Annotated in this window: 23 protein-coding genes; 16 read left to right on the top strand and 7 right to left on the bottom strand. The window is 47.0% G+C overall.

Annotation, left to right across the window (positions count from 1 at the left end; genetic code table 11):
• Positions 1 to 559: 559 nt before the first annotated feature.
• The 4 genes from ACQW03_RS13450 to ACQW03_RS13465 all read left to right on the top strand — a co-directional run bounded on the left by ACQW03_RS13450 (position 560) and on the right by ACQW03_RS13465 (position 7,520).
• Positions 560 to 2,332, top strand: coding sequence for a motility associated factor glycosyltransferase family protein (locus ACQW03_RS13450; RefSeq protein ID WP_441950134.1), 1,773 nt, complete (start codon positions 560 to 562; stop codon positions 2,330 to 2,332).
• Positions 2,316 to 5,936 carry an Ig-like domain-containing protein gene (locus tag ACQW03_RS13455; RefSeq protein WP_441950136.1) on the top strand — a complete coding sequence of 1,207 codons (3,621 nt, stop codon included), beginning with the start codon at positions 2,316 to 2,318 and terminating at the stop codon, positions 5,934 to 5,936. Before ACQW03_RS13450 ends, ACQW03_RS13455 begins: the two co-directional genes overlap by 17 nt.
• Positions 5,937 to 6,078: 142 nt before the next feature.
• Complete coding sequence (gene mobA, locus ACQW03_RS13460) at positions 6,079 to 6,831, top strand: molybdenum cofactor guanylyltransferase (protein ID WP_441952396.1); 753 nt, start codon at positions 6,079 to 6,081, stop codon at positions 6,829 to 6,831.
• Between the two features lie 74 nt (positions 6,832 to 6,905).
• Entirely contained in the window at positions 6,906 to 7,520 is a 615-nt protein-coding gene (locus tag ACQW03_RS13465) for a LysE/ArgO family amino acid transporter (protein ID WP_023990738.1), read from the top strand.
• A gap of 11 nt (positions 7,521 to 7,531) precedes the next feature.
• Here the strand turns inward: ACQW03_RS13465 and ACQW03_RS13470 are convergent, their stop codons facing one another.
• Complete coding sequence (locus ACQW03_RS13470) at positions 7,532 to 7,996, bottom strand: DUF3592 domain-containing protein (RefSeq protein WP_071643385.1); 465 nt, start codon at positions 7,994 to 7,996, stop codon at positions 7,532 to 7,534.
• A gap of 169 nt (positions 7,997 to 8,165) precedes the next feature.
• On the bottom strand, positions 8,166 to 8,627 hold the full coding sequence (locus tag ACQW03_RS13475; protein ID WP_071643383.1) for a VOC family protein: 462 nt from the start codon (positions 8,625 to 8,627) through the stop codon (positions 8,166 to 8,168).
• Positions 8,628 to 8,906: 279 nt separating this feature from the next.
• Here ACQW03_RS13475 and ACQW03_RS13480 point away from each other — a divergent pair, with 279 nt between their 5' ends.
• Positions 8,907 to 9,341: an Lrp/AsnC family transcriptional regulator gene (locus ACQW03_RS13480; protein ID WP_053326278.1), complete on the top strand. Its 435-nt coding sequence runs from the start codon at positions 8,907 to 8,909 to the stop codon at positions 9,339 to 9,341.
• Between the two features lie 108 nt (positions 9,342 to 9,449).
• Here the strand turns inward: ACQW03_RS13480 and ACQW03_RS13485 are convergent, their stop codons facing one another.
• The 4 genes from ACQW03_RS13485 to ACQW03_RS13500 are packed head-to-tail and all read right to left on the bottom strand — an operon-like array spanning position 9,450 to position 11,732.
• Positions 9,450 to 10,382: a 1-phosphofructokinase family hexose kinase gene (locus ACQW03_RS13485; RefSeq protein WP_071643381.1), complete on the bottom strand. Its 933-nt coding sequence runs from the start codon at positions 10,380 to 10,382 to the stop codon at positions 9,450 to 9,452.
• A 56-nt stretch (positions 10,383 to 10,438) separates the two neighbouring features.
• On the bottom strand, positions 10,439 to 10,753 hold the full coding sequence (locus ACQW03_RS13490) for a DMT family transporter (RefSeq protein ID WP_013312355.1): 315 nt from the start codon (positions 10,751 to 10,753) through the stop codon (positions 10,439 to 10,441).
• Positions 10,753 to 11,094, bottom strand: a complete 342-nt coding sequence (locus ACQW03_RS13495; RefSeq protein ID WP_023990733.1) for a DMT family transporter — start codon at positions 11,092 to 11,094, stop codon at positions 10,753 to 10,755. Before ACQW03_RS13495 ends, ACQW03_RS13490 begins: the two co-directional genes overlap by 1 nt.
• Positions 11,095 to 11,138: 44 nt before the next feature.
• Positions 11,139 to 11,732 (bottom strand): TetR/AcrR family transcriptional regulator, encoded by a 594-nt coding sequence (locus tag ACQW03_RS13500; RefSeq protein WP_441950141.1) that lies wholly within the window; start codon positions 11,730 to 11,732, stop codon positions 11,139 to 11,141.
• A 205-nt stretch (positions 11,733 to 11,937) separates the two neighbouring features.
• Between ACQW03_RS13500 and cls the strand changes: the two genes are divergently transcribed.
• Positions 11,938 to 13,449 carry a cardiolipin synthase gene (cls, locus tag ACQW03_RS13505; RefSeq protein WP_220030343.1) on the top strand — a complete coding sequence of 504 codons (1,512 nt, stop codon included), beginning with the start codon at positions 11,938 to 11,940 and terminating at the stop codon, positions 13,447 to 13,449.
• A gap of 33 nt (positions 13,450 to 13,482) precedes the next feature.
• Here cls and ACQW03_RS13510 read toward each other — a convergent pair whose 3' ends face one another.
• Positions 13,483 to 14,979, bottom strand: a complete 1,497-nt coding sequence (locus ACQW03_RS13510; RefSeq protein WP_441950143.1) for a phospholipase D family protein — start codon at positions 14,977 to 14,979, stop codon at positions 13,483 to 13,485.
• A gap of 235 nt (positions 14,980 to 15,214) precedes the next feature.
• Between ACQW03_RS13510 and ACQW03_RS13515 the strand changes: the two genes are divergently transcribed.
• The 10 genes from ACQW03_RS13515 to spoIIR all read left to right on the top strand — a co-directional run bounded on the left by ACQW03_RS13515 (position 15,215) and on the right by spoIIR (position 24,594).
• Complete coding sequence (locus ACQW03_RS13515; RefSeq protein WP_023990729.1) at positions 15,215 to 15,640, top strand: DMT family transporter; 426 nt, start codon at positions 15,215 to 15,217, stop codon at positions 15,638 to 15,640.
• Positions 15,641 to 15,699: 59 nt separating this feature from the next.
• A complete protein-coding gene (locus ACQW03_RS13520; RefSeq protein ID WP_053326275.1) occupies positions 15,700 to 16,404 on the top strand; it encodes a Crp/Fnr family transcriptional regulator in 705 nt (234 codons plus the stop codon).
• 59 nt (positions 16,405 to 16,463) lie between these two features.
• A complete protein-coding gene (locus ACQW03_RS13525; protein WP_023990727.1) occupies positions 16,464 to 16,955 on the top strand; it encodes a DMT family transporter in 492 nt (163 codons plus the stop codon).
• 353 nt (positions 16,956 to 17,308) lie between these two features.
• Positions 17,309 to 18,409 (top strand): type 2 isopentenyl-diphosphate Delta-isomerase, encoded by a 1,101-nt coding sequence (gene fni, locus ACQW03_RS13530; protein WP_441950147.1) that lies wholly within the window; start codon positions 17,309 to 17,311, stop codon positions 18,407 to 18,409.
• Positions 18,406 to 18,897 (top strand): GNAT family N-acetyltransferase, encoded by a 492-nt coding sequence (locus ACQW03_RS13535; protein WP_071643370.1) that lies wholly within the window; start codon positions 18,406 to 18,408, stop codon positions 18,895 to 18,897. Before fni ends, ACQW03_RS13535 begins: the two co-directional genes overlap by 4 nt.
• Before the next feature lie 133 nt (positions 18,898 to 19,030).
• Positions 19,031 to 20,131, top strand: a complete 1,101-nt coding sequence (gene ychF / locus ACQW03_RS13540) for a redox-regulated ATPase YchF (protein ID WP_023990724.1) — start codon at positions 19,031 to 19,033, stop codon at positions 20,129 to 20,131.
• Positions 20,132 to 20,404: 273 nt separating this feature from the next.
• A complete protein-coding gene (gene prfA, locus ACQW03_RS13545; RefSeq protein ID WP_023990723.1) occupies positions 20,405 to 21,472 on the top strand; it encodes a peptide chain release factor 1 in 1,068 nt (355 codons plus the stop codon).
• A gap of 3 nt (positions 21,473 to 21,475) precedes the next feature.
• Positions 21,476 to 22,375: a peptide chain release factor N(5)-glutamine methyltransferase gene (prmC, locus tag ACQW03_RS13550; RefSeq protein WP_441950150.1), complete on the top strand. Its 900-nt coding sequence runs from the start codon at positions 21,476 to 21,478 to the stop codon at positions 22,373 to 22,375.
• Between the two features lie 75 nt (positions 22,376 to 22,450).
• Positions 22,451 to 23,644: an FtsW/RodA/SpoVE family cell cycle protein gene (locus ACQW03_RS13555; RefSeq protein ID WP_071643366.1), complete on the top strand. Its 1,194-nt coding sequence runs from the start codon at positions 22,451 to 22,453 to the stop codon at positions 23,642 to 23,644.
• Positions 23,645 to 23,901: 257 nt separating this feature from the next.
• A complete protein-coding gene (gene spoIIR / locus ACQW03_RS13560; RefSeq protein WP_039271565.1) occupies positions 23,902 to 24,594 on the top strand; it encodes a stage II sporulation protein R in 693 nt (230 codons plus the stop codon).
• Positions 24,595 to 24,596 lie beyond the last annotated feature (2 nt).

The raw sequence follows: 24,596 nt of genomic DNA on the forward strand, positions 1-24,596 counted from the left end.
CGATGCCGATCTGTGGGAGGTTCTTTATTCCAATGTATCATGTGTTGAAAGGGTTAACAAACCAATAAATTAACAATTATGTAATAATTATTAGAAGATACTAGTTTGATATTTGTTTATGCAAACTTAATGATTATTTTGCTATTTTACTAGTTATTGTTTTTGTTGCTCCAAGGGGCGACATGTAGACGAACTACAGCATTTGAAACTATATATGGTTAGTCCTAGTAAATGCTTGGTTAGTTACAAAATCTTTATTTATAAATAGGTTCTTAAGACCTAAAGTTTATACATAGAATAGCCGATACTTAATCCATAATCAGGAGAATTTAGGATTATTTTTTTCTGAATAAAAATACATTGTCGCAGATATTACATAAAATCAGAATACTATGCTTCATAAGAAATGATATAGGTTTAATCGACTGGCCTGTATAGTTGGTTTTATGAAATATCGGGTGGAAAGGGATGGAAAATGGCATTACAGCATCATAGAGACAATTCCTTGTACCACCGATTTCCTCGGCTTCTTTTGCTTCAGGCAGGAGAAGGAGGTGAGTTGGTAACTTCTGAAACCAACGAGCCCAATGTAATACTGACTCGTGAGGGACAATCATACTATTTACATGATCCTGAGCAGCCTGGGCGGGAAGCAGAATTATTTGTTTTGGGTTTTAACGAGGTTACACCTCAAGCGCACGTGATCTTTTTTGGTGTAGGACTTGGGTATCATATTCGTGAATTTCTACGTAAGTACCCGAATACCAGCTTCTCCATCGTCGAGCCAGACACTGGTTTGATGAATATTTTTTTGCAGCATCTGAATGAAAACGATTGGCTGGCTGATGAGATGATCGAAGAGGTTATGGTAGGAGGAATGACAGGAGAGACAATCGGTACACTGCATAGGTTGATCGACCGTGTATCTGGGATCCTAGTTGTTCCATGGCTCCCGTATCGCTCCTTATTTACTGCGGAACTGAAGAAGTTTAATGAAACATTGTATAAAATGGTCTCTAACAAGAAGGACAAAATGGCTATCAATAACGTGTACGAAAAAAAATGGGCTTTAAACAGCATTCATAATTTTCCTTATATTTTACATAGTTCAGATTTTCTGCACGCAGGCTCAGAGCATATTAGGGGCAAGCCAGTCTTAGTAATATCTGCTGGCCCTTCGCTTAACGACGAAATTGAGCACCTGCGGCATATTCGTGAGAACAATCTTGCTTATCTGTTTACAGTAGGATCGGCAGTGAACACGCTGGTGGAGCATGGCATTTATCCGCACGGCACATTCAGTTATGACCCGAACGAATACAACGTAAATGTAATTCAAAAGGTGATCGACAAGCGAATTGATTCAATTCCACTTATTTTCGGCAGTACGGTCGGTAAACACACACTCGATCATTATCCAGGTCGTCTTATGCATATCATCATTTCTCAGGATGAACTCTCCAAACACGTATTGCGTACACCGGAGGGAAATAAACCAACGATTATTAACGATGCTCCTTCAGTAGCGGTCATTGCACTCCAATGTCTGATCCAGATGAAAGCAGACCCTGTTGTGTTGGTAGGGCAAAATTTAGCTTATCGGGATGAACAATATTATGCTGAGGGGATTACTCATGCCCAAGGTGTTACAGCTAGTGCCGATTTGCCGCGTGTACAGGGTGTTCATGGCCAACAGGTAGTTACACGACATTCTTTTATTAAAATGAAAACAGAAATGGAGTTTTACATTAGCACAGTGAAGGGAACTGAATTTATAAACACAACGCGTGAAGGAGCTGTTATAAAAGGGACATCTTTTCAGAACTTGGAAGAGGTAATCCAGGCGCGATTAAAAGGTGCTATTGATGATGCGTGGCTGCAAACCAACAGCAATTCGGAATACGATCTCTTGTTTCTGGGGTCACGGATTGAAGAGCTTCAGCGGGATGAGGAGGCTTTTCAAGCGATTATGGAACAGATTCATCATGTTTTGCTTGGTATCAAACATAAGCTCAGTCTGAAGCAGGCCAATATGCTGAACGTGTCCTTTGGACAGTTTGATGACTTATTTGCCTCATTATTAGGTAATTGTTTTTTCAAAATATATGTTCTTCCTCGCCATCGTATGCTGTATGAGTTTTTGTACAGTAAAATGGGCGCCATTCAGAGCAGTAGGAATCCTCTAATCAGAGGGGAGCAAATTCTGCTGTACTTCGGGGATTTCATATGGAAATGCCAGCAGGATTATATGGGAATCAAGAATGAGATCCATGAATTTCACCATTCCATTCACCTAGATAAAAAGGAGCACGTATATGAGCAAGAAGAGTAGAAATAAGAATAGAAGTAAGAATCATGTAAATCGAATGATTAAGGTAAGTGTACTGACAACACAGGTGCTCAATCTAGCCAACCCATATATTTCAGCGACGTTTGCATCGGAGAGCGTAAGCGACAATATGACGGAGAATGTGTCGGTGTCGGACGGGTTCATACAAGACGCTTCCTCATCCCCTGTGGCCTTATCAGTCTATATGCAGGCGCAAATGGACGAGCCTCCATACTATACATGGCTTTCACCTCAGGAAAGTGGCGTTTCTTTGTCCGCAAATCTGGCTATGGCATTCAGCGAAGAGGTGCAACTGGGCACAGGTCATCTAGTGGTGCACCAGGAGGATGGAAGTGAAGTGGGAAGAATAAACATAAGCGGAGGAACGGTCACAGGGGGAGGTATCCATTTTAGTGGTCATAATGTGGTGATGAAACTGGATCACCCGCTAACGGATAGTACGGGGTACTATGTAGAGGTCAGCTCGGGTATGTTTGTAGATCGCGCGGGTCAAGGTACCAATGCGATTTGGGACAAGAACATGTGGACCTTCCAGACGGCAGACACCACTGCGCCGAAGTTGGTAAAGAGAAGAACGCCTGAAGGATTGGAACTCAGTGGTGCAGGCCAGTATGCAGGGTTTATATTGGAGTTTAATGAGCCGATGAAGTGGAACCAAGGCTATGTAAGGCTTCACGAAGTATCAGGTGGGGCAGTGGTTCGCGAACTACGAGTATCCGGTGCAGGGAATTTAAACAGTACGCTAGAAGGACATGATAATGTAGTCGAATTTATGCTGTCAGGCGGGTTAGAAGAAGGAAAGTCGTACTATCTGGAAATCACCTCGGGAGCATTGACGGACTGGGCAATGCTCCCGTATGTGGGTACGCGTACTCCAGAGGAGTGGACGTTCCGCGTGCAAGATGAGAGACCTTATTATACCTATATGTCTCCTCACGGAAATATGTGGACGCTCACACCTGAGTTGGGAATGGCATTCAGCGAAGAGGTGCAGCTAGGCACAGGCCATCTGGTGGTGCACCAGAAGGATGGAAGTGAAGCGGGCCGGATTAACGTGAGCGGAGGTACAGTCGTAGGTGGCACGGTACATATCAGTGGTCAGCATGTGCGGATGGAACTGGATCATCCACTGGCGGATAGTACCCAATATTATGTGGAGGTCAGCTCGGGTATGTTTGTAGATCGCGCGGGTCAAGGTACCAATGCGATTTGGGACAAGAACATGTGGACCTTCCAGACGGCAGACACCACTGCGCCGAAGTTGGTAAAGAGAAGAACGCCTGAAGGATTGGAACTCAGTGGTGCAGGCCAGTATGCAGGGTTTATATTGGAGTTCAATGAGCCGATGAAGTGGAACCAAGGCTATGTAAGGCTTCACGAAGTATCAGGTGGGGCAGTGGTTCGCGAACTACGAGTATCGGGTGCAGGGAATTTAAACAGTACGCTAGAAGGACATGATAATGTAGTCGAATTTATGCTGTCAGGCGGGTTAGAAGAAGGAAAGTCGTACTATCTGGAAATCACCTCGGGAGCATTGACGGACTGGGCAATGAATCCGTATGTGGGTACGCATATTCCAGAGGAGTGGACGTTCCGCGTGCAAGATGAGAGACCTTATTATACCTATATGTCTCCTCACGGAAATATGTGGACGCTCACACCTGAGTTGGGAATGGCATTCAGCGAAGAGGTGCAGCTAGGCACAGGCCATCTGGTGGTACACCAGAAGGATGGAAGTGAAGCGGGCCGGATTAACGTGAGCGGAGGTACAGTCGTAGGTGGCACGGTACATATCAGTGGTCAGCATGTGCGGATGGAACTGGATCATCCACTGGCGGATAGTACCCAGTATTATGTGGAGGTCAGCTCGGGTATGTTTGTAGACCGTGCGGGTCAGGGAACAAATGCCATTTGGGGCAAGAATACGTGGAGCTTCCAGACAGCAGACACTACCGCGCCGAAACTGGTGAAAAAGAGATCACCGGAAGGGTTGGAGCTCAGTGGAGTAGGCCCGTATGCCGGTTTTATGCTGGAGTTCAATGAGCCCATGAAGTGGAACCAAGGCTATGTAAGGCTCCACGAAGCCTCAGGTGGGGCAGTGGTTCGCGAACTGCGAGTATCCGGTGCAGGAAATTCGAATTTTACGTTAAAAGGCGAGGGAAATATAGCGTACATCGAGCTATCAGGCGGGTTGGAAGAAGGAAAGTCGTACTATCTGGAAATTACCTCGGGAGCACTGACGGATTTGGCAATGAATCCGTATGTAGGTATGCATACTCCAGAGGAATGGGCGTTCCGCGTACGAGATGAACGCTCACATCGTTCTAAGGATAAAAAAACGTCTGATCAGGGTACTTCGTCAGCTGCTTCCCAAACAGAGACTAAGACGGGTGTCGTATTAACAGACGCTAAGACAGTAGCGGATAAGAGCCGCACTATTCAACTTATTGGTTTGAACGATGGAGACGTCAGCCAAGCCCTGAATGTTACAATCGGTGAGCAGAAAGAGTTGGTCGTGGACGCCTCGGGGTACAATAAAGGAGCAAAAGTGAGTATACCTTCTACCTTTTTAAAGGAATATGAGAAAGAAAATACAAGGGTGCCGATTAGCATTCACACAGCAGTAGCCCAGTTTACTCTTTCTACTGAATTGGTTGGCAAATTGGTCTCATTATATCCTGAAGACAACCTGATCGTCGAAATTTCAGCGTTGTCAGGCGAAAACGGTGCACAAGTGCGACAAGCTATTGCTGACACGGGTTTAGCGAATGTTGTGGTAAACCCGGTTGATTTCAAGCTTATGGCTGGAGATCAAGAGATCACTGAATTTTTCGGGCATTATGTGGAACGGAAATTGATTCTCGATCATGAAGTTGATCCTAAGCATATAGCGGCCGTTTGGTTCGATCCTAAGACAGGTGTGTTGTCGTCTGTTCCCGTGTTGATTCAGAATGTGGATGGGCAATTAGAGGCAATTATTAAGTCAAACCATAACAGCATTTATGCTGTAGTCTCAGCAGACAAAAAGTTTAAGGATCTAGAAAATCATTGGGCGCAGAAAGATGTAGAGATGCTGGCAAACAAGTTGATTGTCCAAGGTGTTCAGCCTGATATTTTTGAACCGAATCGGGCGGTAACAAGAGCTGAATTTGTGGCAATGCTTGTGCGTGGGCTTGGTATGCAGGAAAAGCCGTTAACGGAGCCTTTTGCAGATGTGAAAGCAAATGCCTGGTATGCTGGTAGTGTTGGAGCTGCAGTGGAGGCTGGTCTGATCCGTGGTTACGGGAATCAGTCATTTGGACCAGAAAGATTGATTACTCGCGAGGAGATCGTGGTTATTACCGAAAAGGCTGCACATTACGCTCAAACACTGAATGCTGGTCCTGCTAATGAGAAATATAAAGAGATTTACAGCGACGCACCTACTGTTTCTCCTTGGGCTCAAGATGCTATGGCGCAGGCTACAGAGCAAGGCTTAATTAAGGGTGTCTCTCCCGACTTGCTTGCGCCCAAACAGCAGGCGGCCCGGGCGGAGGCTACTTCCATAATAAAACGATTTTTGCAACATATTAAGTTCACGAATTAAAAGTAATGAACTAGACGAATAGGCACCCTCTTTTTTGGCGATCCAGGTGGATCGCCATTTTTTATACTTTATATAGATGATATTATTAGATTTATCCGTGTTTAATGATAGAATTTGTCTAGCAAAAGGAGGTGCGATGGTGATGGTGGAGGTGACTGGAATTATCGTGGCAGGTGGGCGCTCTAGCAGAATGGGACAGGACAAGGCGCTACTTCAGCTGGGAGGTGTTACGGTACTGGAGAGAATAGCCGCTGTGTTGGGGCAGGTAGCAAAACGGGTTATTGTAGTGACTCGGGATACGCAGCAGTATAGGGAGCTTGATCTGGAAACGACAAAAGACCTGTATCCCGGCTTAGGGCCTTTGAGCGGTATTCATGCGGGACTTTCTGCTTCCAGAACGGAGTGGGGCATTGTCGTTGCCTGCGATATGCCCTTCGTGCAGCCAGAGATATTGTGTGCTTTGCTTACTCACGCAACGAACTGGACAGCGGCGCAAGAGACAAGTAGTGAACAAGGAAAACAACAAGTACAGGGGGATCATGCACCCTTGACAGGAAAAGGCTCATCGCCCCAGCCAGCAGAACCAGCATTACAGGCAGTGATTGCCTCTGTGGATGGACGTATACATCCGCTGCTAGGCACATACCATCAAAGTGTGTTGCCGTCTGCCGAGCAATGTCTGCGTAGTGGACGTCTTCGTCTGATCGACTGGCTAGATTCATTGAACGTTCGTTATGAGACAGCGGGCGATTGGCCAGGTGCGAGCTTAGAGATGTGGCGGCAAGCTGTATTTAATATGAACTACCCGCAAGATTATCAGACTACAGTGGAGCAATTGGAGCATATACAAAAACGTACCGAACGTGCACAGAACCTGGAAAACCCAGAACGATAACTACATCAAGAACGAAAGGAAATAACGGAAGATGAGAGAGAAGAAGTGTAATGGTTTTGAGGGGAGTACATAACATGTTGGAAGCTATTATCCATGCTGTTTTATTAGCGCTGGGTTTGATTTTGCCTTTGGGGGTACAGAATGTATTTGTGTTTAATCAAGGGGCGTCCCAGTCGCGGTTTCGCAATGCACTGCCTGCTGTCATTACAGCGGGTATCTGTGATACAATCCTGATCACGCTTGCGGTTGGGGGCGTATCTCTTATTTTGCAGCAATTTCTATGGCTCACGAACGTACTCTATGCAGCGGGCTGTTTGTTTCTGCTGTATATGGCCTGGACTCTATGGAGGTCGAAGGCAGCTTCCTCAGGAGAAAGTCAGGCGATGCGCCCGAAACGACAGATGATTTTTGCCGCTTCGGTATCGCTATTGAATCCACATGCCATACTCGACACTGTTGGTGTAATTGGAACCAGCTCCCTTCAATATGACGGCGGGGAACGCTGGGCCTTTGGTCTGGCTGCCGTGTCCGTATCTTGGATATGGTTTATCGGTCTGGCAACGGCGGGGCGTCTCGTGGGACGTATGGATTCAGAAGGGAAGTTTGGGACTGTGCTCAACAAAATATCGGCACTGATTATTTTAGGCCTGGCAATGTATATGGCGATAAATTTTATTACCAGTATGTGATCCAAGCCTGGTTAGAGGAAAAACTTCAAAACAGCGAATACCCCGCTCAAAGCAAAGGGAACACCGATCAAAAACAGCATAAAGGCCAGACATCCAGCACCATTTACACCGCCTGCAATTCGGGCGTCCAGAGGGTTGGATGGATTGTATAATACCTTAATCTTGCTGCCAACCCGGTTGAGGCTTAGGTTGGTGCTATAAGGATTCCAGAATTCTACGGCTTCACCTGAAGCTGTATAGAAGCGCACCTTTAATCGGCGGGTGTAGCTAGTATCTACCGGATCATCTCGGTCAAAGGGAACGACATCAATATCTACTTCGATATGCGCATCAACGATCTGCCCCTTGGTACGGACCCAGTGGCGTTTACGATAACGATGACGACGGATCGTTCTGAATCCAAAATAGATGAGTAGCAGTCCAATCAAGCTGAACAATGGCATCAGCAGATCGGAGCTAAAATGAAACCAATACACATTGAAATCAATGGAGATGATAATCTACTCCTTTAAATAAGCGATAATCAATATATCGGACATTTTTTAGGAACAGTTTAATTCTTCCATAGAGATAACGACAGAGCTGTATGGAATATAAAAAGATCCTACTTCACCGGGAAGTGGATCTTTTTAATAGCTGCGAGGATTACTTTTTGCTCGATAGGGACATATCAAAATCAACATCCTTGATAAATTCGATAACCTCACCATTAGGGCTGTGGACTAATGCATTTGTTACAACCAGAGGAGGTTCGCCAAGTGTAAGCTGATTGGGTTCCACAAAGGTTCTTGCTCCGTGGGCAAGGGCTTTTTGATATATTTCATCTACATTGTCCACGTAAAATGCCAAGTGTAATAAAGCCCCGTGAGCAATATCTTGCTCGGATGAAGCTTTTTTTCCTTGGGCAGGAATGACAGCATCATTATCAAAAATTTCGAGACAGGTTCTCTGATCGGGTGAGATCAGCATGGAAGCCTCTTGAATTCGAAAAGACGGAAGACTCCAGTGATGTCCTCTTTTAAATCCCAATACCTTGGTATAAAATGCAATGGTCGCTTGATAGTCACGGGCTTGTATGGCAACATGCGCTAGTCCCTTTACGCTCATTTCAAATCCTCCTTTTGATTCAGGATTTTGCAAAATTCGATTCTAGTCGCTCCGAAGTGCAATATATAGACGAACTAAACCATTTCGATCTATATATCGTTCATTGGAAGTCGCTTATGAGATTTTTGCAAAATCCTCATGTAAGTAAACCTTATTATATGAATATTTATGTGGTGCTTATATATTTAAAGTAAGGTTTTTATACTATATTAATTATTAAATAAAAGTTAATTGGGATGAAAAATATTATTTTTTAAAATTCAGGTCAGGAGGCTCGATATGCAGCATCACATAGACGATATAGATCACAAAATCATGAAATTGCTACAGCATGACGCTCGGATAACTATTTCCCAAATCAGTAAAGAAATCTCGATGTCACAGCCGTCTGTTAAAGAAAGGATAACCAAGCTTGAAGAACGAGGGATTATTTCCGGATATAGTACCGTATTTAATTTACGGGAAATGAATCGAGGGACGACTACATTTATTCTAATAAAGACAGAACATTGCCAAGAGCTGGTTGAATTTTGTAGAGAGGCGAAGGAAGTCACCGATTTATTTCGCATTAGTGGGGAATTTAATTATCTCATTAAGGTACAAACCGCGTCGGTAGAGGAAATTGCAGAGCTTCAGGATTCACTAGTCAAGCTGGGTCCTTCGAAGTCGCATATTTGTATGAAAAATATACTGGAGAACAGGGTTTTGCTGTAAGCCAATCGGAGAACCGAACATTTGGAATATAGAGCATTCGGAATAACTGTATTTGTGAAATAAAGATAAGCGAATGCTTGGATGAAATAAAAAAAAAGTGACGCTGAATTACAACAGCGTCACCGTAATGCCTTGCTCCAGACGCTTCACGTCCTGGAGCTCGATCTTCCCAGCCATGGCGTGCAGAGCTGCCGCTGTGCCGCAGGCCGCTCCCTGCCGTAGCATGGCAGGGAGATCCAGCCCCGTCGCCGCGCCGGTGACCAGCCCGGCGACCATGGCGTCACCGCTGCCGAGCGCGCTGACAATGTCCGCGTCTGGCAGGCTCACGCGGTAGCGCGCATCGCTCGTTACCGCCAGCGCCCCGCGCGCGCCGAGCGAGATGACGGCCAGCTGCGCTCCGGCTTCCAGCAGCTTTGCTGCCGCCGCTTCAGCGGCATCCGGGCGCGCTGCGTCGATTCCCGCGAAGTGGGCGGCCTCGTCCTCGTTAGGCTTCACGAGGTCGGGCTTTCCGCGCAGCCCCAAGCGCAGCGCCTCACCGCTCGCGTCGAGCGCCACCCGCGCGCCGCGCGCCTTCGCCAGCGTGCACAGCTCGGCGTACAGATCGGGCGGGCAGCCGGGTGGCAGGCTGCCGGAGAATACGACCCAAGCCGAATCCTCGGCAAGGGTCTCGATTTTGCGCCGCAGTGCGGCTAATTCAAGCGGCCCAACGGTCGGTCCGCTCTCAATCAGCTCGGTCTGCGTGCGTGCGGACGGGTCGAGCACGGTAATGGCGAGACGGGTCTCCCCATGTGCCGTTTCAATGAAATCGGCGCTTACGCCTTCTGCGCTCAACCCGTCAATGAGCAGCCGTCCGGTGTGTCCGGCAGCAAACCCGGTCGCTCGTACAGGCTCGCCGAGCGTGCGAATGACGCGAGCGGCATTCACGCCCTTGCCGCCCGGTACCGTCAGGGCGCCTTTAATGCGGTGGACGGCATTCAAACCGAAGCCTGCAACCGTGTAGATTTTATCCACAGCCGCGTTAAGCGTTACGGTGGTAATCACAAGGCATCACTCCTTTAAGATCAGCAATTTGCAACATTTGATGCTATTCGCTCATGCTAAGATATCAGCTTTAATCCCAATGCTGCGGCAAGAATCATGGCGATGAATAAAACACGCAGTACGCTTTTTTGTTCACCGTACAAGAACATGCCTGTAATCGTGCTGCCAACCGTTCCGATGCCTGTCCATACCGCATAGGAAGTTCCCATAGGCAAACTTTTCATGGCATAGCTGAGTAGAGAGAAGCTAAGAACAAAGGATAAGACCATAAGCACTAAGGACTTCCAGCCTTTGCCCACTGTAACTCCCTTCATACCGATGACTCCTAACACTTCCGAGCATCCCGCGATAACCAATGCAATCCAAGCCATTATGCACCACTCCCTTCCTGAACATCACGGTCGGTAACTAACTTCAAGCCGACCACACCTGCCAGTAAAAGGGCAATTAACAGCGTTTTGGACCATTGAAACGGTTCCCCAAATAGCAGCATTTCGCCTACGACTGTTCCCCCTGTCCCCAGTCCGGTAAATACAGCATACACCGTGCCTACAGGAAGTCGTTTCGCAGCCTTCATGATCAGATAAAAGCTGGCTACCACAGCCAGCACGGTTACAGCCCAGGCGAGTGCAGAATCCGCATGCTTCAAACCCGATACCCATACGACCTCAATCAGGCCGCCAACAAAAACGTAAATCCAACTGCGATTCATGATGAAAGTTCTCCTCAAAAATAGATTTTATAAGTTCGCCAGCTTCACGCTTCATGAGGTGAGGTTAACGTAATCCCACGCCAAAAAATAGGCCATGCAGCGTTTAGTCTTCGGTGGTAGTTGATGCTTCCACTGTACAGTAGCTCCACCATGATTCCGTCTACCAGTGTCATGAAGGCTAAAGCCACATCCACTGGCTCCATATGCCCAAAGGGTTCCTGATCCCGTGTATTCCGGAGGCGGCGAGTTAATTTTCGCTCCATTTTGTCCAGAAAAGGATTAACAATATCCAGCATCTCGTTATACAACGATACAGGCGGAAAGAAGGAAAAGCGAAGCATAAACTTGGCTGAGTTGTTGCTCTCATATTCCTGTCCCATCCAAAACAAGAAGTCATGCAGTGTATGCTGCAGCGGCTGATCCCTGCGTTCTGAAAAGTATTCAAAAATACGTAAATTCTGCTCTTGAAAAGCATACCTCGCTACCTGTAAAAACAGATCCTCCTTGCCTTGGAAATGCGCGTATATAGACGGTTTTCGGATACCGACCTCAGTGGCAATACTGCTCAAGGAGGCTCCCTCATACCCATTGGTGGCAAATTGAAAAAGAGCGGCCTTTCGAATCTCTTCCATCCCCATTATTTTCACCTACCTAACGTTCGTTAGTTTATTCTTGCACGAAAAAAAATAAGTGTCAACCCAGCATCATTGCGTTTTGTATAAAGCTTTTCTTTGGATTTTTTTTATCAACAATTTAATAAAAAAGTGGGAAGAAATAAGGGGCTCATGTACAATATAATGAAGAATACCTGTCAAATGCAGTCCACTGGAAGTGAGGTTAGTTATGAGGCGAAGCTTACTGGCCGTATTGATCGCGGCTATGGTGTTTATTATTTATTATTTTGGCTTGTTTAATTACATCGGCAAAAATGAAGGAACTGTCATCAGTATTTTTTCCACCCTGACAGTGATCTCCATCAGTCTGATTATTTTTTCGGAGAATCGTAATCCCTCCACCACGATGTCCTGGATTTTGCTGCTGGCATTGCTGCCAGTCGTTGGACTTCCTCTTTATTTTTTGTTTGGGCAAAATGTATTCAAGCGTCGCAAGTATGATAAAAAGGCATTGCGTGACCAACAGGCGTACGACCGCATTGAAAAGGATGCTTTGCGAGTCAAACGGGATCTAACCTGCTTTACAGATGAGCAGCAGCAGTTGATGCGTTTGGCACGCAGACTGGCCCGCTCCCCGATTTATTTTGCGACAGAAACTCAAATTCTGAACAATGGAGATGAAACCTTCTCCACTTTGCTGGAAGAACTGCGCAAGGCGCAGCATCATATCCATATGGAATATTACATTTTCCGGTCGGATGATATCGGTACCAGCATTCAGAAAATTTTGATCGAAAAGGCCAAAGCGGGTATTAAGGTTCGGTTTATGTACGATGCGGTGGGCAGTATTCAGTTATCGAAGTCATTTTTGAAGGAAATGAGAGATGCAGGAGTAGAGGTTGTTGCGTACGGCGGCGCTCGGATCTTGTTCTTCTCCAGCCGGGTAAACTATCGTAATCACCGTAAAATTGTAGTCATCGACGGTAATATCGGATTAATCGGCGGCCTAAATGTGGGAGACGAGTACCTCAGTCGCAACAAAGCCTACGGCTTTTGGCGTGATACGCATATGATTGTGAAGGGCGAAGCTGTGCGGACGTTGCAGCTTATATTTTTACAGGATTGGCTTCACATGACGGGTGAGTCGGTGCTCGATAGCGAATATCTGTCTCCTGATATTGAACCAATTACGGACGGAGGCGTGCAGATTATTGCCAGTGGCCCGGATAATGAGCGGAGAGTGCTCAAAAATCTGTTTTTCTCCATGATTACGTCCGCCCGAAAATCAGTCTGGATTGCCACTCCTTATTTTATCCCGGATGAAGATATCCTGACTGCTTTACGGATGGCTGCTCTGTCCGGGTTGGACGTGCGTATTCTATTTCCCGCAAAACCGGATAAATGGCTACCGTTTCTCGCGTCTCATTCGTACTTCCAGTCGTTGCTGGAGGTTGGAGTTAAGGTATATGAATATGAAAAAGGGTTCCTCCACTCCAAGCTCCTCATCATTGACGGGGAAGTTGCAACCATCGGGACAGCCAATATGGATATGCGTAGCTTTCATTTGAATTTTGAAGTTAACGCTCTGTTAATTCAAACGCACAGTGTGCAGCAGATGGTAACAGACTACGAACGAGATTTGCACTCTGCCAGTCTGATCGTACGCGAAGAATTCATGAAAAAACGTCTGTTCAAACGTTTGATGGAATCGCTCGCGCGGCTGCTTTCACCGCTGCTGTAACATAAACGAATTCGCTACAGTAGTATTCCGTAGTTAAAATGTAGTAAAGCCTAGAATATCCTGTAGACGATATATAATATCTTTCCAAAATGTTGAATGATCCTCGTAAGCTGCTAGATCCAAACTGTATTCAGCCCCCTGATTATTCCATAGCTTATCAAAATAGGCCGCAACCTGTCGGGTCAGCTTGCTGTCCGCCGGAGCGGCCACCCACAATTCATTCTCCAGATTCAAATCATCCAGATTACGAGGGGTCAGATTAGTAGAGCCACCCCAAATGATATGCTCTCCTTGCGCCTTGGCGATATAAATCAGTTTGGTATGGAACTGCTCATGAGTGGTATGATACCAGCGAATTTGAATGTTTCCGCCCGATTTATCGGACAACTCTTGGGCAACCGGACGATTGGGAATGCCGATTTTTTCCTGACCAAACGCGTTTTCATTGGGGTCCAGCAGCAGTTGGATATTTACACCGCGCGCAGAGGCATCCAGCAGACTATTCAATACTTTGCGGTCAGCCAAATAAAACATGCCCATATGAATGCTGTCACCTTTCTTCGTCTGTCCGATGCCATCCAGAACCGAGGTGTACACCTTGCCCTCAGTTAGATATTTGATCCGATAGCTGTCCTTACTCGATGGAACTTTGGGTTCGGCCTGTGGTGTATAGGCAGGAAGCTGCCCACCGCCCGAAAAGTCCAACACCGCTTGCTCCGTTTGTAAAATGTCTCCGATGATAGGCCCCTTCACCTCCAGCGCTACATTGGAGTGATAAGCGCTTGCGTCGTGCACGTTGCCTGTAGAAATGAGCGCTGTCTGTTCGTTGGCAACCAATTTTCGGTGATTGGCCTTGACGTTTAACAGCTTAAGATAGGAGCGAGCCGTAACATCAGGTCCGTCACTGGCCATCAGGTTGGGAATCCAGCCTGTGCCCTGCTGCCCGAACCATTGGAGAAAGGTACGCCACACCGCCGAATAGATGGGTGTGGAGTCCCGCAACGGGTCTACATCGGTCTGCACGACTTGAATCCCTGCTCGCTTCATATTCTCCAACAAAGGATTGGGGGCAGAATTGTAGTTGGTATTGACTTCATCTGTAATGAAAAAGATAGGCATATCTGGATGAGCTTTCTTTTTGGCAATAAGATGATCGGTCATTTGTGCGCTGACTTGGGGGAAGCGTTGACCTTTATGCTTGTAGTCATTGAACAGAAACAGGTCGATGACAATAAATTGTTGGGCTTCGTCAATGATCCCGAGCATACGATTCAAAATTTGTCCTTCATGCTTTGCAGTGCTTCCATCCCCGGTGGGATAGGTTAAATCCGTCCAGAAGTTTACCTCATGGGTTGAATATTCCTGACTTTCATAGGAGACGAACGGAGGCAATGGTTTATGGGTCTGATACAGCATGACGGTAATCAGCCAGAGAATAAGTACCAGAATAGCGATTTTAAAAGCCCGACCCTTTTTCTTGGTTCTTCTTCGATATTCCGGCACAGAATGCAGTGGATCACGTGTAGTCATATGACAATCAACTCCTCAATTGGATGCTGCATTCCATTTTATCGTTCCGGAACATGCAGTTTTATGATGCGATACTGTCAAGTTATTAACGCAAGTGTGCAGGATTGACGCGGATGCTGAATGGAATGAAATGGAGGATGTTTTACTATTCATTGAGGACATATGTCCTTTATAGACAGTCTGCCCTATACTTTAATATATAGAAAAGTCATTTACATGGGGAGAATAACGATTTATGAGAGGAATCTTGTTTGCTTTTCTGGGAGGAGCGTGTATTACGCTACAGGGGGTAGCGAATACACGGATTAGTCAGGATATCGGTACATGGCCGGCGGCCACTGTAACTCAGCTAATAGGCTTTATTTTGGCAGCATTAGTCTGGATGTTTACAAGGGATGGCAATGTAGCTGAAATGAAACAGGTAAAGCCAATGTATCTTTGGGGCGGTGCCTTTGCAGCAATTATTATATTTAGTGAAGTCACGGCAATCCAACATATTGGGGTTACGTTCACGATCTCGGCGTTGTTGATTGCGCAGTTGTGTTTAACCTTCCTGGTAGATATTAAGGGATGGTTCGGTATAGTGAAGCAAAAGATGAAGCTGCCACAATTTATAGGTATTGGTATGATGATCGCGGGTGTGATTATTCTGAAGCTCTAAAATAGAATTTTAATTTGTAAAGAAAGCTTAGTATGTAGAAATTGAAGGTGAGCTTAGGAATGAGAGAAATTCAGGATCAAGAGCAGCTAAAATATTTTTTGCAGCTGCATGAGTTGGAATCCATACTCTACGAGCCACTACATCCTTATTTGTCGTTGCATCGTTTGGAGCAAGGGGAAAGGCTCTGTTCACAGGGGGACTCCATCGAACATCTATATATACTGGTGCAGGGCAAGGTCAAGATTTATACCAGTTCTACAGAAGGGAAAACCCTGATCCTTTGCTTCAAAACACCGATCGAGGTCATTGGAGATGTTGAATATATTCGGAGTAGTCACGTTATCAACACAGTAGAGGCAGTGTCTCCGATCTATGTGATCGGTATTCACCACCAATGGATGAATAAATACGGCAGAGACTATGCTCCTTTGCTGCAATTTCTATTGGATATTGTCACGCGAAAGTTTTGCCTGGACTCCGACTTTTCCAGTTTCAATCTCATGTATCCGGTGGAAGTCAGGCTGGCGAGCTACCTGCTATCGGTTTCTTTTGACGAATCGAATACGGCTTTTCATGAGGAATTACGTGCATCTAGTCTGGTAGATGTGGCGAATTTGATCGGAACCAGCTATAGACATCTCAACCGTGTCATTCGCAAAATGATTGAAGATGGATGGGTTGAACGGACAAAAGGCTACATTGTCATTCGGGACAGAAAAGGTTTGAGTGAACTGGCAGGACATAATATTTATGAATCATTGTAATAGGAGCATTTAGGATAAAGGCAGAAGAATATCAGGGATCATCAAGGGAGAGTTAAAATATGTTATTAGGAATTGTATTGGCGATTATCGCAGGTGCCTTGGTCAGTCTGCAAACGATATTCAATAATAAGGTGAATGAACGGACAGGATCGTGGGCCACAACAACATTGGTGCTGGGTACAGGGTTCTTGGCTTCCTTGCTCGGGAGTCTTATTTTTGAAGGGAAAAATACATTTGCTTTACAGCATATGCAGCCGTGGTACTGGTTCAGTGGCATGATTGGTGTCGGTGTTGTGTTCTGTCTGGTGCAAGGAATGAAGCGACTTGGCCCGACCTATGCGATCTCCATTGTATTGACGGCACAATTAGGGACCGCCCTGTTGTGGGATTCGTTAGGATGGCTGGGATTAGAAAAGATTCCGTTTACCTTTAACAAGTTGATCGGAGTATTGGTCATTATCGGTGGTATTCTCGTATTCAAATTTGGACATGGGCGTACGAAGGAGCAAGCAGAAAGCATTTCATCTGTACCTGATTCGATGAAGGGATAGAGGAGATTGTAAATGGCCTTTATCTTGCTGGGATAGGGATCGTCCTTTCGAGTAGGCATTTTGCAGAAAAGCGGCAGCTCAATTAAGAGCGGCTTTTCTGTAGAGTTTCCGAAATAACTGGTTTATTGCGAATTTTGAACATGACCTATGGGTAAGAAAAAATGTTCACGATCGTGTATATATTTTTCCATCCATGATACAATGAAAGTATCTTAAAATAGCCACTTTAAGGGCTACGATATTTGATATAAGAGACGATACATAGATCGGTTACCGTGTTCGGGAACGGTCTTATTTGTGCTTCTTGAACTTGATACATTAAACAGAGTGACTTTGGATGAGGTGGAACATAGATGAGTAGTACAGAAAATGAAAAAGGAGCACCTGACGGTTTAAATAAATCCGGCTCTTTGTTGCCTGCTGCGAGGACAGGCGAACGGAAGATTGAGCACGTCCGCCTTTGTTTGCAAGAAGATGTGGCCGGACAAGGCATCACCAGCGGGCTGGAGCGATATGTCTTTAAGCACTGCGCTCTGCCGGAGGTGCATTTTGACGAGGTTCGTCTGGATACTACTTTTTTAGGACAGGCTGTACGAACACCACTGCTTATTAGCTCCATGACAGGCGGCAGCGCCGAGACAGGAGCGATTAATGAGCGGTTAGCAGAGACAGCGGAGAGACGCGGCTGGGCATTGGGCGTCGGTTCGGTACGGGCTGCGGTGGAAAGGGAAGAATTAGCTTCAACCTTTGCGGTTCGCCGTCTGGCACCCAGTATCCCGATCCTTGCCAATCTGGGTGCGGTGCAACTGAACTACGGATTTGGCGTGGACGATTGTCGCCGTGCAGTGGAGATTGCTGGAGCAGATATGTTGGTGCTGCATTTGAACGGATTGCAGGAGATTTTTCAACCCGAAGGGAATTTGGATTTTAGTGGCCTGCTTCAGCGCATCGAGGAGTTGTGTCGTCAGCTTTCAGTGCCTGTAGGAGTGAAGGAAGTAGGCTGGGGCATAGATGGCGAGACGGCATCGAGACTGTATGATGCGGGTGCTGCCTTTATTGATGTCGCTGGCGCAGGTGGGACAAGCTGGAGCCAAGTGGAGAAATTTCGTAATCCTGATCCTGTGCGTCGTGCCGCGGCGGAGGCGTTTGCGGATTGGGGCAATTCGACCTCTGATTGTATCGTGGAAGTTAGAGCTGCTCAGCCACATGGTGCTCTGATCGGTAGCGGTGGACTGAGAGACGGTGTCGATGCAGCTAAGGCGCTCGCTCTGGGGGCTGACATGGCAGGCTTCGGGCGTTCTTTGCTCGGTTCGGCGGTTGCCTCCAGCGAAGCGCTGGAAGCACGCCTAGAGCAGGTGGAGCTGGAACTCCGAACGGTCATGTTTGGGATTGGGGTAGATGGAATAGAAGGGCTTAAAGATACGACTCGACTAAGAAAGAAGGTAAACGGATGAGCGGACTTATTACATTGGTTCCGATGAATGCGGAGCAATATGATCGATTTGAACAACGCTCGCTTGCTGACTATGCGGATGAGAAAATCCAAGCAGGTACATGGACGGTAGAAGAAGCACCAGAACGTGCGGCAGAAAGTTTTGCTCGATACCTGCCACAGAGACTAGACACACCTCATGCTCACCTGTATATGTTGATGTTTTCCGATGCCGGGGGGCAGAGTCAGGAGGAAGCTGGCTATATCTGGTTCAATATTACGGATGGCGCGCAAGGAAAAGAAGCTTTTCTACTGGATATTCTTGTCTACGATTCATATCAGGGAAGGGGCCTTGGCACGATGGCGATGGGGGCTCTGGAACAAGAGGCTCGCCGACTGGGAGCTGTTCGCATCGGTTTGCATGTATTTGGGCATAATGAGCGAGCTTTGCATGTATATCGCAAATCGGGCTATCGGGTTACGGATATCCAGATGAGCAAAGAAATCTAAATAGGGATGTAGCAAAATCCTGAATTTCATAACCGTATGCTTGCCGCGTGTATAGGTTCTCATATATAATGTGGGTTGGTAAACTAACGGATGGCATAACGCATATTTTATATAAACGGGAGTTGTTCTGATTATGGCTTTAAAAGCGGGGATTGTGGGTCTGCCGAACGTGGGCAAATCAACACTGTTTAACGCAATAACGCAGGCGGGTGCGGAATCCGCAAACTATCCATTTTGTACGATTGACCCGAATGTGGGTGTCGTTGAAGTACCGGACGAGCGGCTGGATAAGCTGACTGAACTGGTTGTACCGAATAAAACGGTGCCAACGGCATTTGAATTTGTTGATATTGCAGGACTTGTGCGCGGTGCGAGCAAGGGCGAGGGTCTAGGTAACAAGTTTCTGGCTCATATTCGTGAAGTGGATGCGATTGTACATGTGGTACGTTGCTTTGAAGATGAGAACATTACCCATGTGGACGGCAAAATTGACCCGATCAGCGACATTCAGACCATTAATCTGGAACTGATTCTGGCGGATATCGAAAGCGTAGACAAGCGTATTGAACGTTCCCGCAAAAACATGAAGGGTGGCAACAAGCAGTACACCCAAGAGGTTGAAGTGCTGGAGCGGATCAAGGAATCGCTGTATGCTGATAAACCGGCGCGTAGCTTAGAATTGTCGGATGAAGAACGGTTGATTGTACGCGATCTTCATTTGCTTACGATGAAGCCTGTATTGTACGCAGCTAATGTCAGCGAAGATGGCGTAACGGAAGCTGACAGCAATCCATATGTGCAAAAAGTACGCGATTTTGCCATAGATGAAAATGCAGAAGTGGTGCCGATCAGCGCCAAGGTAGAATCTGAAATTGCTGAGCTGGAAGGCGAAGACAAGGCGATGTTCCTTGAGGAGCTGGGATTAGCTGAATCCGGATTGAACCGTCTGATTAAAGCAGCTTATCGCTTGCTGGGCCTGTATACGTATTTCACAGCAGGTGTGCAGGAAGTACGTGCATGGACTATTCACAAAGGAACGAAAGCACCGGGTGCTGCGGGCGTAATTCATACGGATTTTGAACGCGGATTTATTCGTGCCGAGGTTGTATCCTACAACGATTTGGTCGCTGCTGGTTCGATGAACGGGGCTAAGGAACGTGGTCAGCTTCGTCTGGAAGGTAAGGAATATGTGGTGCAGGACGGAGACGTTATGCATTTCCGTTTTAATGTTTAATAAATAATTTCCAGAGCACAATGCTCGATTCGGATATATAAAAGACGATAACTCAATGTATGTGTGTTCTGAAATGTGCTAGATTACGTGGTCGCTGCCTATATTAGGGCGGCGACTTTTTTTATTTTATTGCATGTTGTGTGGATTTTTGCAAAATCCTAAATTAGTCAGTATTTCTTGTAGCTAATTCATGAATTAGTTGGTATAATAAAGAGCTGTAGCCAGTGAAATTGAAGCTGGTTTCATATTAATTTAACTGAAGAGGTGAATCGCTTGTTGGACCGATTGCAATCATTGGCGGACCGCTACGATAAACTGAGCGAACTGCTCTGCGATCCGGATGTAGCGAACGATAGCAAAAAACTTAGAGATTATTCCAAAGAACAGTCTGATTTACAGCCTGCTTATGAAGCATATACCGAATATAAAAATGTCGTTGAAGAGCTGGAAGCTGCAAAAACCATGCAGGGTGAAAAGCTGGACGACGAGATGCGTGAAATGGTCAAAATGGAGATTGATGAACTAAGTGTTCGCAAGCGGGAGCTGGATGAAAAAATCCGTATTTTGCTGCTGCCGAAGGACCCGAATGATGACAAGAACGTTATTATTGAGATTCGTGGTGCAGCGGGTGGTGACGAAGCGGCACTGTTCGCAGCTGACTTGTATCGGATGTATACTCGTTATGCCGATACCCAAGGCTGGCGTGTAGAGCTGATGGACGCGAACATGAATGATCTCGGGGGCTTTAAAGAGGTTATTTTCATGATTAACGGCCGTGGTGCATACAGCAAAATGAAATTCGAAAGCGGCGCACACCGCGTACAGCGGATTCCTACGACGGAATCAGGTGGACGTATTCATACGTCGACATCTACAGTATCCGTTATGCCTGAGGCAGAAGAAGTGGATATTGAAATTTCCGACAAGGATATTCGCGTGGATACGTTCTGTTCCAGCGGTGCAGGCGGGCAGTCCGTTAATACGACCAAGTCGGCTGTGCGTGTAACGCATATGCCAACAGGTATTATGGCAACCTGTCAGGACGGCAAATCCCAGAACTCCAATAAGGAGAAGGCGCTGCAAGTTTTGCGTGCCCGTATTTCGGATATGTTGCGTCAGGAAGAGGAAGCCAAATATGCAGGCGAGCGTAAGAGCAAAGTGGGTACTGGAGACCGCAGTGAGCGTATTCGGACCTACAACTTCCCGCAAAGCCGTGTAACGGATCATCGTATTGGCCTAACTATGCATAAGCTGGACCAGGTGATGAACGGGGAGATCGAAGAAATCGTATCGGCGCTCACGATTGCAGAGCAGGCTGATTTGATGGAACAAGAGGTTTAAGTTTTGGGGAACGAACGCGATTGTGTGTATCGGATGTCGCCGGAACGGAACATGAGTGTCAGAGAAGCCTTAGTTGAGGCTTCTTCTTTTTTAGGAAGCTGTGGCGTTCTGGAGCCGCAGCACAATGCCCGTTTGCTGCTGGAGCATGTACTCGGGCTCGAAGGCACGGCGTTTTACGCCGCTCTGGGTGATTCGTTCCCTTCCTCCGTCAGGGAGGAGTGGGAACAGATTATAGCCCGCAAAGCTGCGGGTGAACCAGCGCAGTATATTATCGGACGGCAGGAATTTTATGGCCGCCCGTTCGCGGTTTCGCCGTCGGTGCTGATTCCGCGCCCCGAGACAGAACTGCTCGTCGAGGCGATACTCCAGCACGGCGATCGTCTGTGGCCAAGCGGCGCTCCGCAGGCGCTCGACATCGGCGCAGGCAGCGGTGCGATTGCCGTGACGCTGGCGGCTGAGCGACCGAACTGGCGCGTGGCGGCAGGGGATATTTCGGCTGCCGCGTTAAAAGTAGCGACTCATAATGCTGCTGCGAACGGCGCAGCCGTAGAATTCCGCGAGGGCGATCTGCTGGCGCCGTTCGCGGGAACGGCGGTGGACATTCTCGTGTCCAACCCGCCGTACATCCCGGCTGCTGACATCGCTGGCTTACAGCCAGAGGTACGCGACCATGAGCCGCGGATGGCGTTGGATGGTGGTCCTGACGGGCTCGGCCCGTATCGGGCAATGCTGGAGCAGCTCGGACTCCTTCAGGCTCCGCCCCGGCTAATCGGGTTTGAGCTGGGGATGGGACAGGCCAGAGACGTGGCTGGCCTGTTGGAACAGGCAGGTCATTGGAAGAATATTATTATCGTTCCTGACCTTGCAGGGATCGAACGACATGTCCTAGGCGTCTCGGAGTAGTGCTGCATTTTCTTTTTGCGAGTCTTTCCTTTAGAATAAGAGGAGTATGACCGAGAAACGGCTCAGGGGGAAATCATGCTTCAGAAATTGAAAAAAATTGACGGTCCGGTTATCTTTATTCTGGTTTTGCTCATGGCGATTAGTATCATAACGGTATACAGCGCAGGTAGGGGCCCTACGAACTTGGCAGAGCACGGCAATGACTACCAGAAGATGATCGGGTATTATATATTGGGTTTTGTGGCGATCTTGGGTTTAGCGATGGTCGATTTTCGGATATTCATTAAAAAAGCCTTGTACGTATATGGAGGCGGAATATTCTTGTTGGGTCTCGGATTTTTTGGCGGGACGGTTAACAACTCTCAGGGCTTTTTGAAAATTGGGGGCTTGAATCTTCAGCCTGCTGAGGTATTCAAGCTGGTCCTTATCATTTTTCTGACTTATATGCTGATCAAAAAGCGCAAGAGCAAGCTGTATTTTATTCAGGATGTTCTTCCAGTCGCTCTGGTGAGCTTTGTCCCGTTTGCCATGGTTATGGCACAAAATGACTTGGGTAATGCGCTCGGTTACATTGTCATCGTCATCGGTATGCTATGGATTGGTAATGTGAAGGCATCCCATGCGTTGATCGGATTTATAGTATTTGCAGTCGCTGTTGGCGGCGGGATTAAAGCTTATATTTCGTTTCACGATGAGATTGACTCCTTTATGAAGGGGATTGGCCGTAGTCACTGGGTTGAGCGTTTGGACCCTTGGTTGGTACCGGAAGAGGCAACCGCGAAGGCGTCTTATCATACCAAAAATGCCAAGCTGGCGATAGCCTCTGGCGGGATGATGGGCAAGGGCTTTTTGCAAGGAACCTCGGTACAGTCCGGGCGTGTTCCTTATACGTACGCGGATTCTATTTTTGTGGTCGTAGCGGAGGAATTTGGGTTTGTAGGCTCTTCAGTGCTGCTATTGCTATATTTTATCTTGATTCACCGAATGATCTTGATTTCGCTGGAATGCCGGGATCGCGCCGGACCGTATATTATTGTCGGGATTGTGTCTATGTTGCTGTATCAGATTTTTGAGAATATTGGTGCGTTTCTGGGCATTATGCCGCTTACGGGGATTACGCTCCCGTTCATAAGTTATGGTGGTACCTCGTTGCTTATTAACATGGCTAGTATCGGCTTGGTTATGAGTATTAAGGTGCACGGTCAAGAGCTGGAGGATGATCTGCCACAGCCTTCCAGAGTAAGCTTGACGAAGGCGAAAAAAGCCTAGTATAGGTGGAATGTGGCTAGATAATGATTGGTATTTGTGTGAGTTGAAACGGTGCAACGAGAGAGTCCAGATTGTGAAATCTGGGCTTTTTCATATTCCTCGGTGAGGGTCAGAAGCTTGGTGTAGCATGGTTTAAGGGTATATTGAAGAAAATCTGTAAAGTGTTCCTGAATCTTTTACAAGAATTATAGGTTTAGACTCTCCCAAACCGGACAGACTGATAGACATGATAGAGTTTGGGTTTGGGGGAGACGAAGATGAGAAATTGGATCAAGCAAGCTGCAATGATACTATTTTGTATTTCGATATTAATGATGTCTTGGGAAGGTCAAAAGACGGATGCTGCTATGACCACTGGAACAAGAGGAACCTTAGCATCAGGAGTAGCTACAACAGGGCTGAATGTGATTCCACATGACTCCATTCGACTGCGTATTTTGGCCAACTCGGATCGTCCGGAGGATCAGCTGGTTAAACGCGAAATACGGGACGCTATTGTACAGCAGATGAATGCCTGGGTGGGTGAGCTGGAAAACCCGCAAAGCTTAGATCAAGCTAGATCATTGATTGGTGCTCATTTACCTGAAATTGACCGTTTGGTAGGTACGGAACTGGCTCGTCGCGGCATTGCATATGATCATCAGGTGGAACTGGCGAGCGTACCTTTCCCAACGAAAATGTACGGTGGTCTGGTCTACCCAGCAGGGAATTATGAAGCGCTTCGGGTTACGCTGGGGCAAGGAAAAGGGCAAAATTGGTGGTGCGTGCTGTTTCCTCCGCTGTGCTTTATTGATGCAGGCAGTGGGGAAGCAGCGGCACAAACGGTATCAGCAAAAACGGATCACGGAGAAAGTCGGACGAATGCCGCTGACAAGGAGCCGGAAGTACGTTTTTTTCTGTGGGATGCACTTGCGGGACTGTGTAGCTGGGTGAGTGGCTTGTTTGCCTAAAC

This window comes from Paenibacillus sp. DRB1-1 (genome assembly GCF_052119485.1).
GTDB classification, from domain to species: domain Bacteria; phylum Bacillota; class Bacilli; order Paenibacillales; family Paenibacillaceae; genus Paenibacillus; species Paenibacillus polymyxa_B.